General features: G+C 60.9%; 13 protein-coding genes. 4 read left to right on the top strand and 9 right to left on the bottom strand.

The window, feature by feature from the left end:
- Positions 1 to 52 precede the first annotated feature (52 nt).
- On the bottom strand, positions 53 to 1,135 hold the full coding sequence (locus RDV55_RS07895) for an EcsC family protein (RefSeq protein WP_245907685.1): 1,083 nt from the start codon (positions 1,133 to 1,135) through the stop codon (positions 53 to 55).
- Positions 1,136 to 1,243: 108 nt separating this feature from the next.
- Between RDV55_RS07895 and RDV55_RS07890 the strand changes: the two genes are divergently transcribed.
- Positions 1,244 to 2,062: a type III secretion system chaperone family protein gene (locus tag RDV55_RS07890; RefSeq protein ID WP_111823690.1), complete on the top strand. Its 819-nt coding sequence runs from the start codon at positions 1,244 to 1,246 to the stop codon at positions 2,060 to 2,062.
- A gap of 62 nt (positions 2,063 to 2,124) precedes the next feature.
- Here the strand turns inward: RDV55_RS07890 and RDV55_RS07885 are convergent, their stop codons facing one another.
- The 3 genes from RDV55_RS07885 to RDV55_RS07875 form a co-directional block, all read right to left on the bottom strand.
- Entirely contained in the window at positions 2,125 to 3,612 is a 1,488-nt protein-coding gene (locus RDV55_RS07885) for an alpha-amylase (protein WP_111823812.1), read from the bottom strand.
- Positions 3,613 to 3,730: 118 nt separating this feature from the next.
- Positions 3,731 to 4,738: a hypothetical protein gene (locus tag RDV55_RS07880; RefSeq protein WP_111823689.1), complete on the bottom strand. Its 1,008-nt coding sequence runs from the start codon at positions 4,736 to 4,738 to the stop codon at positions 3,731 to 3,733.
- Between the two features lie 150 nt (positions 4,739 to 4,888).
- Entirely contained in the window at positions 4,889 to 5,977 is a 1,089-nt protein-coding gene (locus RDV55_RS07875) for an EcsC family protein (RefSeq protein ID WP_111823688.1), read from the bottom strand.
- 146 nt (positions 5,978 to 6,123) lie between these two features.
- Here RDV55_RS07875 and RDV55_RS07870 point away from each other — a divergent pair, with 146 nt between their 5' ends.
- Positions 6,124 to 6,996 (top strand): EamA family transporter, encoded by an 873-nt coding sequence (locus RDV55_RS07870; protein WP_111823687.1) that lies wholly within the window; start codon positions 6,124 to 6,126, stop codon positions 6,994 to 6,996.
- A 19-nt stretch (positions 6,997 to 7,015) separates the two neighbouring features.
- Here RDV55_RS07870 and RDV55_RS07865 read toward each other — a convergent pair whose 3' ends face one another.
- Both RDV55_RS07865 and RDV55_RS07860 read right to left on the bottom strand, forming a co-directional pair.
- Entirely contained in the window at positions 7,016 to 7,600 is a 585-nt protein-coding gene (locus RDV55_RS07865; protein WP_309187894.1) for a hypothetical protein, read from the bottom strand.
- A gap of 331 nt (positions 7,601 to 7,931) precedes the next feature.
- Positions 7,932 to 8,642: a DUF6318 family protein gene (locus RDV55_RS07860; RefSeq protein ID WP_245907684.1), complete on the bottom strand. Its 711-nt coding sequence runs from the start codon at positions 8,640 to 8,642 to the stop codon at positions 7,932 to 7,934.
- 497 nt (positions 8,643 to 9,139) lie between these two features.
- Here RDV55_RS07860 and RDV55_RS07855 point away from each other — a divergent pair, with 497 nt between their 5' ends.
- Positions 9,140 to 10,105 carry an Abi family protein gene (locus RDV55_RS07855; RefSeq protein ID WP_111823685.1) on the top strand — a complete coding sequence of 322 codons (966 nt, stop codon included), beginning with the start codon at positions 9,140 to 9,142 and terminating at the stop codon, positions 10,103 to 10,105.
- Positions 10,106 to 10,171: 66 nt separating this feature from the next.
- On the opposite strand, the gene RDV55_RS07850 is transcribed toward RDV55_RS07855, so the two are convergent.
- From RDV55_RS07850 to RDV55_RS07840, 3 genes are all read right to left on the bottom strand, one after another.
- Positions 10,172 to 10,876: a hypothetical protein gene (locus tag RDV55_RS07850; RefSeq protein ID WP_245907683.1), complete on the bottom strand. Its 705-nt coding sequence runs from the start codon at positions 10,874 to 10,876 to the stop codon at positions 10,172 to 10,174.
- A 211-nt stretch (positions 10,877 to 11,087) separates the two neighbouring features.
- On the bottom strand, positions 11,088 to 11,789 hold the full coding sequence (locus RDV55_RS07845) for a DUF6318 family protein (RefSeq protein WP_309187893.1): 702 nt from the start codon (positions 11,787 to 11,789) through the stop codon (positions 11,088 to 11,090).
- A 1,004-nt stretch (positions 11,790 to 12,793) separates the two neighbouring features.
- A complete protein-coding gene (locus tag RDV55_RS07840; RefSeq protein ID WP_111823684.1) occupies positions 12,794 to 15,772 on the bottom strand; it encodes a DUF5979 domain-containing protein in 2,979 nt (992 codons plus the stop codon).
- A 412-nt stretch (positions 15,773 to 16,184) separates the two neighbouring features.
- On the opposite strand from RDV55_RS07840, the gene RDV55_RS07835 reads away from it, so the two are divergent.
- A complete protein-coding gene (locus tag RDV55_RS07835; RefSeq protein ID WP_245907682.1) occupies positions 16,185 to 16,889 on the top strand; it encodes a hypothetical protein in 705 nt (234 codons plus the stop codon).
- Positions 16,890 to 16,978 lie beyond the last annotated feature (89 nt).

Below are 16,978 nucleotides of genomic sequence, written 5' to 3'. Positions count from 1 at the left end.
CAGATTCCAGTGCGCACCTCGCGGCCTCAACAAGCGGCCACGGGCTCTCGGTCTAGCGGCTCTCAGCCTCGGCGAGCTCGACGAAACGCGCGACGTCGTCGCTGAACCCCCGGGAGCCGGTCGAGGGCACGAGGTCCGTCGACGCGCCGCTTGCCTCCACCTGTCCGTAGCGCTCCGCGAGGAAGCGCTCCCTGTAGAGGTGGTCGGCTGTTTCCCCGATGGCACGCATGAGTGCCGCGTTCATGCCCGCGCTAACAACGATTCCGGCGACGGGGACAATCTGCGCGAGCTTACGGGTGGCCAGGCGCACGCCCATCGCCGAGAACAGTGATTTCATGGCGCTGACGATGACGCTTCCTCCCAGTGTTTCGATGGAGCCACGCTGAGCGAGATCCTGCATCACCTTGTTGAACGCGAGCATGGTCGCCTGCTTTTCAATGATGAAATCGCGCCCCGCGCCGGCGGGGTCAATCGCCTGGGAGAGGACCATCGTGGAGAACAGGCGCTCGGTGGGATCCTCAGAGTCGTAGCCGTAATAGGCGGCCGTGTGGGCGACGAGACGCGTGGCCCCAGCAAGGAAGGTCGTCACATCGACGGCCATCGCCGAGGCTGTGACGCCCACACCGGGTGCCGAGGCAACGCCCATGCCGAGAATGGCGGTGACGGTCCCTCCGGAAGCGAAGACACCGCTGAGCGCTCCTTCAGCCGCTGCCGTGCCCGAGTACACAAGGCTCAAGCGTGGCTTGACCGCGAGCACCTGATCGAGGGACAGCGCACGGATGTCCTGCAGCTGTGTCACGTCGTGCCCTGCAGTTCGGTAGGCCTTGAGGATACGCTTGCGACGCACCGAGGCCTCGGACGCGGAAGCCGCCAACTCAACGAGCCCGAGGGCCGCGGAGGAAACGGTTCGGGTCAGAGCTTCGCCCCCCGGGACCTTGCGGGCGATGGACACTGCTTTGCCCACCGGAGCCAGGGCAGCGGACTTCATCTTCTCGGTGATGACGCGGGGACGCTTGTAGCTCAGCTGAGCAGCTTTCCACCGTTGAATCTCGTCCCACCGGGCGGCGTCGGCCTCGCTCATGCGCGCACGCAGGCCATCGTTCACGCTGTCGTCATTCATACCGATCTGGTTCATTCTGTCAGCCTACACAGCAAGCGCTTCCTCAGGGGATTCGACGCTTGCGCGCGCCCTGTTATGCTTGTGACCAGGCAGTCATATTCGACATCGTTTGAAGGAGATTCCGTGGATTCTCGCTCGTCGCTCATCGACCAGATTAATCTCTTGCACGAGGAGAAGGAACACCAAAAAATCATCGCGCTCATCGAAGGACAACCTCCCTCGGCGATGGACTATGAGCTAACGAGCCTGCTAGCTCGCGCCTACATCAACTACGCGCAGCCCTACATGGACTCTTTCCGCGACCACATCAAGCACGCGACCGAGCTGCTGCGCAGCGTCGAAGCTGAGGGTATGGCGGACCCGCGCTGGTACTACCGAATCGGTACGGCCCTGTACTGGCAGGACCAAGAAGAGAGCGCGCTGACCTACCTGGAGCAGTGCGTTGCCATGGACCCGTCTAACGAGGACGCTCCGGAGATCATCGCCGAGTGCAAGGCGGCTATTCAGCGCCGCACGGTCGTGCGCCCCCTCGAGGTCCGCAGGCTCATCGATTACTTCGATCGCAACGACTTCAACTACAGGGTGGAGGACCAGAGCCTGCACATGGGTATTGGGCGCGGCTACTTCATCTTCTCGATCGCCAACGATGGCACGGACCTGAGCATGTGGGCCGCGATCCCCGAGGACGTGTCGATGGAGCTTCGCCAGCGCCTCATCCAGGCGTGCAACGACTGGAACGGTGCCACCACGTGGCCCAAGGTCTACGTGGCCTCGCTGGACGACGGCCGTCAGCGCCTGTGCGCCGAACAATTCGTGACAGCCCGCTATGGCCTGACGGACGCGCAGGTGTCGACCAGCATTGAGCGTTTCGTCGCGTCGGCTGAGGCCTTCTTCAAGGATCAGATCGAACGCATCCCCGCCCTGGGCGGCACCCAGGAGTAGCGCACGTGCGTCAATTTTTCCCGGCCTCGTCACCATCGACGAGGCCGGGGCTTGTTGTGCGCTCAGGCGCGCGGCACGTAGACGCTGAGGCCGCCGTCGCTGACCGCTCCGGTGAGGGTCCCATCGTCGGCGACGCGCACGCTCGCGTGGCCTCCGATGATGCACTCCCACTCCTGGCCTGCGTGACGCTGCCCCACATAGAGTGTCTTCTCAGCGCCCATTCGATCGGAGAGGATGACGGCGCAGCCGGAGCCGGGGATCTCGCCCATGCCTTCGCGGGCAAAGCCGACCACGTCGGGATGATCGAAAGCGCCGTGTTGCGGGCCAACGGCGGCCCGAGCGCGGATTTCCATGAGGATCGGCAACTCGTGTACGGCGGGTAGGTCGCCGGTCTCCGGGGTGCCCAGGAGGTCACCCCAGAAAACGCAGGGAACCCCGGCCTCGGTCAGGAGAATGAGGGCGTATGCGGCCGCCTTGAACCAGGATGCGACCGTGGAGGCCAGGGACTGGCCGGGCTGGGTGTCATGGTTTTCGACGAAAGTCACGGACTTGTCCGGGTGGGAGGCCGTCAGCGTGTTCTCCCACAGGCGAGAGAGGTCCACGTTGCCGTCCGAGACTGATGCCTGGTGGAGGTGGTAGTGCAATGGCACATCGAAGAGCATCGCGTTGGGGACCCGCTGGAGGTAGTCCTCGAGCTCGCGCACGTCCCCGCTCCAGTACTCGCCGACTGCGGGCAGCAGGCGGCCCGTGGAGGTGCGCAGGTCCTCGAGCCAGCGCGCGTAGAAGTCGGAACCCACGTGCTTGACGGCATCCAGGCGCAGCGCGTCCACGCCGGTGGTCTCGACATACCATGCGCCCCATCGGTCCAGCTCTTCGCTGACCCGAGGCTCCGTGACGTGTACGTCGCAGCCCATCAGGTAGTCGTAGTTACCAAACTCCGTGTCGACGGACTCGTTCCACTGCTTGCCCTCGAAGAGCCACAGGCCCTTGCGCTGGGTGGCCGCATCCCAGTCGATGCCGTGGAAGCACGTCCAGTCCCAGGTGAAATCCGAGTAGGTCCCCGCGCGGCCGGGGAAGGTGAAGCGGGTCCACGCTTCGATGGTCTCGGGTTCGCCGATGGCCTCATGGCGCTCCTGCGGGTTGATCGGCGTGGCGAGCACGGTCTCAGACGCGTCAGCGCTCATGCGGTGGTTGAGCACGATGTCGGCCGCAACGGCGATACCCGCCTCGTGCAGGGCATCGATGGCGTCCAGGTATTCGTCCTTCGTCCCATACTTCGTGGGCACGGAACCCTTCTGGTCGAACTCGCCCAGGTCGTACAGGTCATAGACGCCGTAGCCAACGTCGTTGATGCCGGCTTGCCCCTTGAATGCAGGAGGCAGCCAGATGATGGTGACGCCCAGGTCCGCAATCTCCTGGGCGTGCTGGGCGAGGTAGCGCCAGTGGCTCGAGTCCGGTGCCATGTCCCAGGCGAAAGCCTGCAGGATCAGCGGGCCCGCCTCCGTCAGGGACGAGGCCAGGGCCGATGTCATTGTCTCATTCACCCGGATATGGTGGCAGGTTTGCCCGCTGTCCGGCGCGCAGGGAGGGCAAACAGTGGCCGGGTAGACACGCCAACAAGGCCGGGGCGCAGCGTCACAGTCAAGTGCGGCCTCAGCCCGGGCCTCGTTACTTACGCCGACCGATGCGCCCCTTGACGCTGCCGGCGATAGTGGAAGCGGCGCTCGTGGCACCATCGGCGATGCCCGATGCCGCACTCTTCACGCCGACCACGACGACGCGCGCCTTACCGCGCAGGCCCTTCCTCTCGATGGTCTCAACCGTGTCCGCAGCCCGCGTCCTATGGGATACGTCGCGGAGGCTTTGATTCCATTCCTCGGCGTCAACGCCGGGAGGCGGAATCTTGCGCAGATGCTCCTTGAGGAGGGAGGACTGGGACTGGAGCGCCATGAAGGTCAAGCCGCTGGATACGAACCCGCCGACAAGGGGGACGATCTTCGAGAAGCCCTTGGCGAGGCTGTTTTTCGTGATGTTGATACCGATGATGCGCAGGCTGTATTTGATGACCGGGTACCAGCCGATGCTCATGAGAGCGCGTTTAGCCGCCTGGTTCTGGTAGGCGGTCTTTGCGGCCACGCGCGCGAACGCCGTCAGGGACTGAGCGGCACCGCCCACCCCCAGCATGACACCGAAAAACAGCGCGAGCAGGCTAATCGTGTCGTCGTCGGCCTCGCCGTCCTCGCCCAGTAGGTCGCGCCAACCGTACAGGTAGGCGAGTTTTTGCATGATCCGCAACGCGTGCACGTAGTACTGCGTGAGGTCGGCGGGGATCGTGCCGAGCATCGCGAAACCGCCAGGAATGCCCGCGGCGAAGGAGAGCGCCGCCGACTTGTTCGTTTCGTAGGAAATCGCCTCGTCCGCGAGTTTGTCCAGCTCCGCCAGCGTAACGCCCACCGCCGCGGGGTCGGAGTCGAGGGCTCGCCTGATCGCGTCGTCGTTCGTGCCCAGCTTGAGCAGTTCCTGGCGCAAGAACTCGTCGCGGTTGATGCGCACACCCGGGATACGTACAACCTTCTTGAGGAACTCGAGTGCGCGGCCTTCTGCCTCGTGTTCGTTCCTGGAGGAGCCTCCGCGCGCCTCAACATCCTGGCCACGGGCTTGCTTTCTATCGAACATCGCGTTCCTCCTTACCTGGCTGCACGCCGACGACGCGCACATGTGGACCCACTCTAGCGGGTATCTGCTCCCCTCGGCCCGGGATTGACGAGGCCGGGGCTGAGCGCCGCGTCAACGCCCACCCGGTCCCGGCCTCGTCACTCAGCGTCGTTACTTGCGCCGACCGAAGAACCCCTTCACGCCGCCGGCGATGCCGGAAGCCGCGGTCATCGCTCCTTCGGCGATACCTGTGGCCGCCGTCTTCGCTCCACTCGCGACGGCCTGAGTCGTGCTCTCAAGCGCCTGCTGGGCGCTGTCGAGCACGCTTGGCTCCTCGTCGTCGGGAGTCGCGTCGATGACCGCCTGCTTCCAGACCTCGGCGTCCACTCCGGGAGGCGGCAGTTCGCGCAGGTGATTCTTGAGGCGAGAGGACTGGGATTGGAGCGACACGAAGGTCATACTTCCCGACACGACGCCGCCAATCAGCGGGATCGCCTTCGACACCCCCTGTGCGAAGGTCTTCTTCGTGAGGTTGATGCCGATGAAGCGCAGGCAATGCTTCATAACCGGGTACCAGGAGGTCTTCGTCAGTGCCTGCTTCGTGATCTGCTTCTGAAGCGCCGGCATGGCCACCGTGCGTGCGAACATTGTCAGCGACTGGGCTGCACCACCAACCCCCAGCATGACGCCGAAAAACACCGCGAGGACCCCGATTGTCTCATCGTCCACCTCGTCCATGTCGCTGATGAGTTCGCGCCATCCGTACAGGTAGGCGAGCTTCTGCATGATCCTGAAGGCGTGGACGTAGTACTGCGTGAGGTCGGCGGGGATCGTCCCGACCATCGCAAAACCACCGGGAAGGCCCGCCGCAAACGACATGGCCGCTGATTTGTTCGTCTCGAAGGAGATGATGTCCTCTGCGAGCTTGTCGAGCTGTTCGAGCGAGACGCCGGCGAGCACCGGGTTCGAGTCGACCGCGCTCGCAATCGCTTCGTCTCCCATGTGGAGCTTGCGCAGCTCCTGACGCAGGAACTCGTCGCGGGTGATGCGCACGCCTCGGATGCGCACGACCTTCTTGAGGAACTCGATCGCGTACTTTTCGGCCTCCGAGTCCTGCTGCGCCAGCGTTTCGCGCAGCTCCTCAACATCTTCCTGCACTGAGTCGTTCAGGTCGGCTTCGCCGCTCGTGTCGATCACGATCTCGCGGCCGTCTTCGTCGAATTCGCCGTTGGCACCAAGGTCGTTGATGCTATCGCTCATCGTTGTCCTTTACACGTCGTTGTCGCCTCACAACGAGGCTTGGATACATGACAACTATAACCCAGTTTTCGTCCCTGATAACGTTCATGGCACACCGTCATGATGCTCGGCTGTGAGGACGTCGGGAACGGACGTACTCTGTTCTCATGTGGGTTCTCGCCGCCGCCCTGTCAGCCCTGTTTGCGGGTCTGACTGCCGTACTGGCGAAGGCGGGGGTCGCCTCGACGAGTTCGACGGTTGCGACGGCGCTGCGCACGGCCATCGTGGCCGCGGGGGCGTGGGGCATGGCGGCGCTGACGGGAACGGCTTCCGGCGTTGCGTCCGTCGACGGGACTTCTGCGCTGTTCCTGGTGTTGTCCGGGTTGGCGACGGGGGCCTCGTGGCTGTGCTATTTCGCTGCGCTGTCTCGAGGGGATGTGTCCCGCGTGGCACCGATCGACAAGCTGTCGACGGTCCTGGCGATCATCCTCGCACTCGTCTTGCTGGGCGAGCCAGTGAGCTTGTGGGGTACGGCCGGGATTATCGCGATCACGGCGGGGACGCTTCTGATGGTGGAACCCACTGAGTTATCGAGCCTTCCTCGAGCGCTGCGCGAGGGCGGGAGCTGGCTGGTCTACGCGCTCGCGTCGGCGTTTTTTGCGGCACTGACCTCGATCCTCGGGAAGGTCGGTGTCAGCGGGGTGGACGCCACCCTGGGGACGGCGGTGCGCACGCTGGTGGTGCTGGCGATGGCGTGGGTGATCGTGGGAGCGCAGGGGCGTCTGGGTGAGGTGCGGTCGATTCCGGGTCGCGAGCTGGCGTTTATCGTCGCGTCGGGCGCTGCAACGTGCGCGTCGTGGCTTGCTTACTATCACGCGCTGAAGGATGGGCCCGCCTCGGTCGTGGTGCCCATCGATAAGCTGTCGATCCTCGTGACCGTCGCCGTCTCAGCCGTGGCGTTTCACGAGCGTTTCACGCCCCGCTACCTGATCGGCCTCGCCCTCATGTGCGCGGGCACGGTGGGCATGGTGGTGGCGTAGGCGTTTGCGCGGGCCACGTTTAGTGGCCTTGGCTTTCTTCCCAGGTGTCGGTGTTACTGATGAGGAGGTGGGAGAGGGGGAATGGTCCTGTTGTTTCGGTGGTGGTGACCAGGCCGTTGATGGTTTGGGTGTCTCCTGTGAAGGGGTTGGTGGCCGTGCCTGCCCAGGTGGTGGTCAGGGTGATGGTGCGCGTGGCGTTGGGGTAGGGGCCGTCGAATCGGGAGCGCCAGCCGTTTGGTGGGGTGTAGTAGTGGCGGATGAGGGCGGGGTCGGTGTTGGGGTCCATGCCCTTGTGCCAGGGGGTTCCCGGTGAGGTGGTGACAAGGTCTGGGGTGTCGTCTCCCCAGCTCCACTGGTAGTTCGTGGCTGTCAGGGTGATGGTGATGTCGTGGCCCAGCAGGTTGATGGTGTGGGTTTGTGTGGGGTGGGTGGCGGCCACGAGTGTGGGGACGTACTTGTTGGTGTAGGACACGTCGGTGGGGCGCTTGTGCAGGCCAGCGCCGTCGGCGTGGATGGTCGTGGCGGCGTAGTACAAGATGTCGCGCGTGGTGGGTACGTACCCGGCGGGGGCAGTGGTGCCCGTGCGGGAGAAGTGTGCGCACACGAAAGGCTCAGACTCGGTCCCGTCAGGCAGCGTCTCGGTGTGCGACGTTGTGCCGTCACACAGATCATCATTGGCGTAAGCCAGCGCCCCAGGCCCCGCAGAAGCAGAGTTCGACTGACGAATTGTGTCATCAGTTGGCGATTCGTTACTTGCCTGAGTGGCCGGGTCATATTGTTTGATTCCTTCCCTCAGGAGTACCGCGATGGTATCGTCATGCGCATTTGTTTCATAGAACGGCGGGAGACCGGGTTCTTCGGCAGTCGCCGACTCGGTAGTGAATACGAACGACAAAAGAGCTAGGGCTGTCGATAGAGAGAAGCGGAGGAATTTCTTAAGCATTCGTCTTTTCCATTCCTGCTTGAGTCACAACCCACCGGTCGTTCTCCCACGTCATCACTAACGCGAAGATGGAATGGTATTTCTGATCGCGAAGATAGATGTTCTTGTTCTGGCAGATCGTCCCGTCCGATGAGTTGATAGCGAAAACAACATTCACCGCATTGGAAGCGCTCTCCTCATCCGCTGCTTCTGTAGGCTCAAGCTTGAGAACACGCTCCACAACAGAGCTATTGTCATATGCCCAACCATTACCGTAGAGATCATTGATCTTCTGCGTAACCTCATGCGCGAACTTCGAGTCACTAGCCGACATATCAGCGAATGGCTGCGTGTCTCCGGTGTTCCACGCGTAAACAAGCAGTGCGAGGTAGTGCTCCGCCGCTGCTTCTGCGCCGCGTTCTGTGTTTTCTTTGGCGGCTTCGGGTAGTTCGGGTTTGGTGTAGGTCTCTGGCGCATACTCGGCCGGTCTCACGAGCACGCCGTCGGGGCCGATCTGGTAACCGCCCGACATGGCCGGCTCACTCGATCCTGTGGGCGCGGCGGTTGGCTGTGCTGTGGGGCCTGTGGTTGTGACGGCGGGTGTGTGACCCCAGGGGTGCCACCAGCCCTCATTGACGCCGTTGATGTAGATGGCGAAGAAGCCACCAATCACCAGCCCCACAACGGCGATGCGGATACCCCAATCAAGCGCGCCTGCACGCATCCAGGAACGAACCTGGGTCCGCGCTCCCCTCGGGCTCGCGTGGGTGGCAGCCCGAGCGGGCAGCTCACGGTCGTGCGAGGACTGCTCGCGTCGCGAGCCCGAGTCAGGGAAGACTGCAGCGTCGTCCTCGCTGGTGGGTTGATCGGACAGGGGTGAGTTCTCCATGGTGCGCCCTCCACGGTGAGATGCGTGGTGGTCCGCCCCCGCCGTTGGGGGCGGACCCTTACCTGTCAGGGTACGCGCAGAACCGACACGAAACACTAAGAATGCTGCGCAACCATCACGCACATCCTCCCACCCAAAAGCCAAGAAACGCACAAACGTGCACACTCAGCCCGGCCTCGTCCGTTGAGTGCGTGAGTTCACGTACAACAGACAGGAGGACTACAGGAGGACTTGAGTCCGAAACGGACAACGTTGTAAACTTCAGTTAACCGTTCAGCCCGCCGCTCCCTTGGAGTGGACGGGCTGGATTTCTATCTGGAAGGTCAGATGGTATGGACGAGCATGTCAAAGATCCGACTACTATTGACGAACAGATCCGCATCTTGTCTGAGCGAGGCATGCACGTGGATATCGATCTCGCGCAACAGTGGCTTCGCAGTGTCTCCTACTACCGACTGTCCGGCTACTGGTACCCATATCGCGAGCAACTTCAGTCGGCCCCCAGAACACCAGCCCGCGCCGACACCTTTGTACCGGGGTCAACCTTCAGCGAAGTAGCCGACTTGTACGAGTTCGACCGCAAGCTACGCACCCTCGTCCATGATGGCATCGAACGCATTGAAATCGCATTGCGCACCCGCGTCGGCGAGTGGATCGTCACCCACGGGCCACTAGCACATCAAGAAAAGAACCTATTCCGCCCAGACTTCGATCACAAAACGTGGCTGAAAACTGCTCGCAGGCGCATCCAGCGCGCTGAGGGCAATAATGCTGCAATCAGGCACTACACAGACAAGTACGAGGGGTACCCATTTTGGGTACTCGCTGAAACACTCGACTTCGCCGACATTTCGAAGCTCTACGCTGGACTCCCCATCAACGCACAACACGAGATATCACGTAGCTTCGGCTTTATCGTCGAGCCTACGGCATTGAAGGGAAAGCACCGGAAGAAGTACTACACACGGGATCCCTTAGCTCGATGGTGCGAACAGCTGACAGTGGTACGTAATGTTTGTGCTCACCACGGACGTCTGTTCAATAGAAACCTTCTGCCGGTATCGACCGTCGCATTTCGCACTATCGACAGATTAAGTCCTCTTCCCGAAGGACAAAGCGACAAAGTTTTCGGAGCGCTTCTCGTCATGGGTTTCATGCTGCATAACATCTCACCCGGCACAAGCTGGGCACGCAAACTGAGCAACTTGGTGCACGACGATTACGATCAACTCACTCTACGGTCAGTCAACGAGATGGGTTTTTCACCCGATTGGGCTAGTAGCTTCACTCACCTATAAGGCAAACGACACGAGCATCGTATCACTATGGATCTAGTCAGTTTCAGCGATTATCCATGCAACTGCCTAATGTCCTTGGCTTTCTTCCCAGGTGTCGGTGTTACTGATGAGGAGGTGACCCAGGGGGAATGGGCCTGTTGTTTCGGTGGTGGTGACCAGGCCGTTGATGGTTTGGGTGTCTCCTGTGAAGGGGTTGGTGGCCGTGCCTGCCCAGGTGGTGGTCAGGGTGATGGTGCGCGTGGCGTTGGGGTAGGGGCCGTCGAATCGGGAGCGCCAGCCGTTTGGTGGGGTGTAGTAGTGGCGGATGAGGGCGGGGTCGGTGTTGGGGTCCATGCCCTTGCGCCAGGGGGTTCCCGGCGAGGTGGTGACGAGGTCTGGGGTGTCGTCTCCCCAGCTCCACTGGTAGTTCGTGGCTGTCAGGGTGATGGTGATGTCGTGGCCCAGCAGGTTGATGGTGTGGGTTTGTGTGGGGTGGGTGGCGGCCACGAGCGTGGGCACGTACTTGTTGGTGTAGGACACGTCGGTGGGGCGCTTGTGCAGGCCAGCGCCGTCGGCGTGGATGGTCGTGGCGGCGTAGTACAAGATCTCGCGCGTGGTGGGCACGTACCCGGCGGGGGCAGTGGTGCCTGCGCGGGAGAAGTGTGCGCACACAAATGGCTCAGACTCGGTCCCGTCAGGCAACGTCTCGGTGTGCGACGTCGTGCCATCACACAGATCATCATTGGCATAAGCCAGCGCCCCAGGCCCCGCAGAAGCAGAGTTCGTCAGCATAGGAACATCGTCGGAGTGATTATGATTATATGAACTTGCTCCTTGGGTGGATTCCCGTCCTCCAATTGAACCGCTAATCGTAGCAGTGTCATTCTCAGTCGTTGTGTCGAAGTTTGAATCCCAAGGTATTTCTGCATATGTAACTTTTGCCATCAAAGATGTTACAAATGTTGCTGTTAGACTTAGTATTGCAACCAAGCGCCTAGATTTGCTATTCATCCCGGATCACCCGCCCTTGAATTTCAACCCACTTTCCTTCTCTCCATGTGAAAATTAAGGACAGTGTCGAACCGTACTCGGGTGTCTGTTCCTTTGTTCGAACTCCTTGGCATTTGATTCCATCAATGGAAACAATATGGAACTTAACGAGAATGGAATTATCTGGAATGTCTGTACCATTTGCTGGAACCGGTTCGACGCGATGAACATCCGTAATCCTAGAAGACGTTCCATAGGACCATCCACCGTTGTAGAGATCGTCAATGTTGGTGATGTAGGTGTTAGCGAAATCTGATTTGGCGTCTGACATGTCTGCGAGTGGTTGTGTATCGCCGGTGTTCCACGCGTAGACCAGCAGTGCGAGGTAGTGTTCGGCGGCTGCTTCTGCGCCTCGTTCTGTGTTTTCTTTGGCGGCTTCGGGGAGAACGGGTTTGGGGTAGCTCTCTGCCGCATACTCGGCCGGTCTCACCAGCACGCCGTCGGGGCCGATCCGGTAACCGCCCGACATGGCGGGCTCACTCGAGGGCGCGGGTGTAGGTGCCGCTGTGGGGCCTGTGGTTGTGACGGTGGGTGTGTGACCCCAGGGGTGCCACCAGCCCTCATTGACGCCGTTGATGTAGATGGCGAAGAAGCCACCAATCACCAGCCCCACAACGGCGATGCGGATACCCCAATCACCAGCACCTGCACGCATCCAGGAACGAACCTGGGGACGCGCTCCCCGCGTGTGGGTGGCAGCCCGAGCAGGCAGCTCACGGTCGAGCTAGGACTGCTCGCGACCCGAGCCCGAGTCACGGAAGACCACATCGTCTTCCTCGCTATTGGGTCGATCGGACAGGGATGAGTTCTCCATGGTGCACCCTCCATGATGAGATGCGTGGTGGTCCACCCCCGCCGTTGGGGGCGGACCCTTACCCGTCAGAATACGCTCAGAACCGACACGAAACACCAAGAATGCTGCACAACCATCACGCACATCCTCCCAGCCACATTCCCGAAACCGCACAAAAGTGCACACCCAGCCCCGACCTCGTCGGAGTTTTTTTGAGAGACGGTTCACTACCTCGGGAACTGCGCCGGCCCAATCCCATCCAGCTGTGCGCGGATCTCATCGAAAGCCCGATCCAAATCCAGTGTTCACGCGGCTATCTGGTTGCCACTCGTGCGGTAGGTAAAGCCGGGCTGCCCTTTCTCGTCAGTAGCCGTATTGAGGAGGATTCCTAAGGCCACGATACGCTCCCCAGCACGCCCAGGATAAGCACCGCACATCTGCGCTTCGCTTGGAAAAGCTGATGATCTTTCCAGCCGAGTCGCGAGGAAACGGCTTGGCCGATCGCTTCCTACCATAGGGGCGCGTCCGCCTCCCAGAAACAACGACAATCCCTGGCTGCGGTTTCGAGCGTGGAAACAACGCACCCGATGAAGAACCGCTCAGAGCGCTCAACAATTTCGGCGCTAGCAAAAGGAAAGCACACTACCTCAAGACAATTGCAGGCTCGCAAGTCTCTTAAGACTATTCATTCTTTCCTTGTCTCCCGGACGGCTCCCCGCGGGTTGGCTGCAGCTACAACGCTTTCAATTCATTGCGCCGCCAGTATTCCAGACGCGTAGGCGAGCGCCCCCATCCCCGTGCAGTGGGATGAGGGCGCTCACTCTTTGCCTCAGCAAGCTGTTAACAGCCGCTGCGGCCCCGCGACATCACAGATCGTCGCGACGGCGACGCTTCATCGCGATAAGGACACCACCGGCCCCTACCAGCAAGGAAACGACAATGGCGACCACCACGACGCTCGAAGCGCCCGTCTTGGCCAGCGGCTTGGCGGGAAGCTTCGGCGTCGGCACCGGCGTGTACGTGTTCGTCGCCTTCACGGCAACCACCACGTCCTTGTCAGTGATGGTGACCTTACCGTCATTGGACAGCTCAGACGCAACCGTGTAACCGTCGCGGTTTGCCGTCTGAGCGCGCTCACTCAGCGTGCATGCCGTGCCCGTAGGCACTCGCGGACCCTCCACGATCGTGCCATCACCCGGAACGTCAAGGCGCCCCTCGGCGCCATCCGCACACACGTAGTCGAAAACGAACGTGTCCTGCACGAAAGAATCCTGACCGCCCACAACCGCCTTCGCGACTGAGAAGGAGCCACGATCACGCACGTAGGTGTTGGTGGCAGCAACCTTGACGGTAGCGTTGTCCATCACGTCGAAGACCGCGGTGCCGTTGTTCACACCGTTGGCAGAGCCGTCAACTGTGAGAACAGTGCTCAGGCTGGCACCATTGATCGTGGCATCACGTTCGGAGACGGAGCACGAACCGACGGGGACATCAGAGACAGCGTGGTTCTCGCCGCCCTTGATATCTACCGTTCCCTTCACCTGGGCGACGCCGGAGGTCGGCGTGCACGTGTAGTCGAAGGTGAAACGCGCGTCCTTGGCTAGTTCGGCTCCGTCACCGTCCACGGTCTTGGAGATCACGAAACCACCCTTGAGAGGCGTATAGGTGTTAGTCACCGTCACCTCAGGGTTCGGGGTCGCAGTCGCCACGGTTACCTGGCCTGCGGAGTATACCGTGGCCACGGCGTATCCTGCGCGCTGCGCGGTGTCGGCGTTCTCCTTGATGGTGCAGGAAGTACCGAAGGGAAGGGAGGGGCTCTGGACCGCGGTGCCGTTACCCGTCAGCGTCAGGGTGCCAGCCTTTTGTTCCTCAGTGAGCGCCACCGAGCCGTGCGTGCACGCGTACTGCACGGTGAAGTTGTTGTCGGCACCAGTAAAGGCAGCGCCCTTAGTGACCTTCTTCACCGAGAAGGAACCCTTGTTGAGCGTGTAGGTGTTCGTGAAGGTGGCGGCGACCGTCGGTTCGCTAACCAGGCCGATCGTCACGTTCTGGGCGTCATGGCCCACTGGGTCGAGGGTGTAGCCGTCGATGCCGGCCCCTTCGGTGTCTTCAGTAACCACACAGGTGGTGCCGACCGGGAACTTTTCAGGGCTGGACACGGGGGTCGAGTTACCCAAGACATCCGTGATCTGTCCCTTTTTCTCGGTCTTGTCCGGGAGGGTGCACGTGTACGTGAAGGAGTACTTTTTCGCGTCCGCCCCCTCGGCACCGCTGGCTGTCTTGATCACTTGGAATCCATTGTCGGCAGCTCCGACGGTATTCAACAGGTCGACCTTCGTGGTCTTCTGGTCTTCGATCGTCAGGCTCGTGCCAGCACCGGCACCGATGGTGAACTTCGGGTCCTTCCACACGTAGCCGGCAGGCAGAGTGGGGTTGGCCGTCGAGGTGTCCTCACGCAGGTTGGTGATCGTCGTACCCATTGGGAACGGTGTAGCGAAGCTAGTCTCCTGGCCCCGCTTGACAACCATCGTGGCCGTGCCGGTGCGCTTGTCAGAATTGAGCGTGCTGCTCTGGTCTTCGTTCGTAGGCGGCGTCCATTTCGGGTAGTTGTCTACCGTGGTGCCCGCAGGAAGCTCATAGTCGAAGGTCACCTTGAAGCTGACGTCTGCATCTACGTGTTGGACATAGTCGGAGGCGATCGTCTTTATGACACTGAAGGTACCCTCACCTTGCCGCATCTCAACCTCGACGGACCCCGCCACAGTGAAATTCGTAGTCTTCTTCCATCTAAACTTGGTTCCTTCAACCAAAATACTGTTGGTGTAGTCGGTTCCCGGAAGCGCCGTCCCGCCGACGAAGAGAGTCTTGTAGGAGATTGAATAGTTCGTCTTTGCCCTGAAAGGGCCCTTGGCTACGATGGTAATCGGAGTCGTTCCATCGGCTTCCATCTGCTCGCACTCACCAGTGACCTCGAAGGTCCCCTGCGCACCGGTCGTTGCCCCTGCCTCGGGTCCTTTGTCCAGGAGGACCCATTGCGAGGGGTTTTCCTCAGATTCGATGGCAGTGAGGTGGATCGACGTCATCGGGCAAGTCATGCCCGCGCCGAGCGTATCCTTGAAGGTGATGGTCTGTTCCGTCTGGCCATCGAAGGTCACGCCGAGCGCTTTCATGAAGGTCGGCCCACCGAAGTTGAAGTACCAGTTCGTCTCAGTGTCCCCTTCCTTCATTACTCCGATGTAGCTCTTGTAGAACTGTATGTCCGGACGGTAGGAACTTGTGGGCTTGGGGATGCCGCCAGTCCCCGGGAGATCAACGTTGACGGTCTTGTCACGGTTGATGATGAAGGGCAGCTCTTCCTTGCTCGTGTGCGAAACGACACCGAGCTGAAACTTTCCGGTCCCTCGGATGTCCTTGTTTCCAGCCTGGACCAGCGGCGTGATCCCAGCGTCGAACGCGCAAGTCAGAGTGTCGCCTGCGACGGTACACTGACCCACCGTCTGATCGCCGTACTTCATGGGTACCGCAAAAGTCGAGTGGAACTTGAACTCCGCAGGCAAGCCGATTGCGAAGGAGTCACCCTCCTTCGGCGTTATTTTCGAGGCATCCCAGTTGAATGTGAGCAGCGTCAGGCCCTTCACGTAGAGCTCACCGCTCTGCTCCTCGTTGGCAGCATTCACCTTGGTCAGGCTCAGGTCGGTCACCTCGATCTGAGGGTTGACAGCGGCCACTGCTGGCGCTGCCAGCCCGTGGGCCACCATAGCCAGGGCCGCCAGGAGGGTGACGGCAACGCCGGTCAGCCTCGATCTCACTGCCTTCAGTAGCAGGCTGCTTGTCGATGTCTGCATGCACGGACCTTCCACGTTGAAAATGGGATGAGAAAACGACGGATGAAGGACATGGCGAAAAGCCGAATCCTCACGGATATTTACAAAGAAATCCTACCGCACCTGTTGGACACATTTCGAGATAGTTACAGTACAAGTGTGCGTGAGATCACGCAAACCGCTCACTTGAGCACCGTTAGCCCCAAAGGCGCTAGGTCTTTGACCTGCTTTTTTACTGCTGCAGGCTCGCAAACGTCCAGTTGGCTGCGATCTGCGACCGCTGCATCCCGCTTTCCCTTCAACTTTGTCACTGAAGGCAAGTCTGAACATCAGGAAATACTTACGTGCTGAACCGAAACTCCACCACGTCACCTTCCGCCACATTTACCGGCTCTTCCGAGTTGAGTGTGGGTGACCGGGTGTTGGTCGGGGGTTGCGGGTAGAGGTCAAGGGCCTTGGCGAGGCAGTAAATCATGGCCATTCGGGGGTTGGAGGAGCCGGTTTCACCCCTCCGGCCCGATGCACGACCCCGCACGTCAGCAAAGAGCAGGTCACGGCAGCGTTCCTCGACGCCGTCCACCACCTCATCGCCAGCCGGGACCAGGTCGACGAGCTGGTCGACCAGGCGGTGCGTGCCGAACTCGACACCACCGACCTACATATCGAAGCCGACCAGCTCTTCGCCCGCAACGCCCGCGTCGCCCAAGACCAAGCCGTATACCAGCGCCGCTTCGACAAACTCACCAGCGAACACGCCACCCTCCTAGAGGAGTACCGCCGGCTCCTCGACCAGACAAGCGACCTCGACAACCGGCAAGCCGCCTACCGCTACTACAAGGAACAACTCGCCACCCTCGATCCGGCCAGCATCGAGTTCACCCCATACCTATGGCACACCCTCGTCGACCACGCCGAAGTCAACGTCGACGCCACCATCACGTTCAGTTCAGGGATGGAAGGTCGCAGGCGATCTCACTCAAGAAGTGATCATCTCAGCAATAACTGCGACATCGTGTACAGGGTCTTGAGCGCCGGGGTATACGTTGATCTCCCGGTAGTTCGGGTGTGCGATGTTCAGCGAAGGGAGTGGGGCTTCACGGAGTCGAGCAACAATGAACCCGTCTGCAAGGAGATCTAAGCTCTTGACGCGATCAACGTCGGCCTTGTCGCGATGCCAGTACGAGCCGTCATATTCGATGGCGAGCTGTTTCCCGGATGGAAGATCCA

Origin of the sequence: Schaalia odontolytica (assembly GCF_031191545.1) — a bacterium.
Taxonomy (GTDB): Bacteria; Actinomycetota; Actinomycetes; order Actinomycetales; family Actinomycetaceae; genus Pauljensenia; species Pauljensenia odontolytica.
This window is presented reverse-complemented; position numbering and strand designations above follow the sequence as displayed.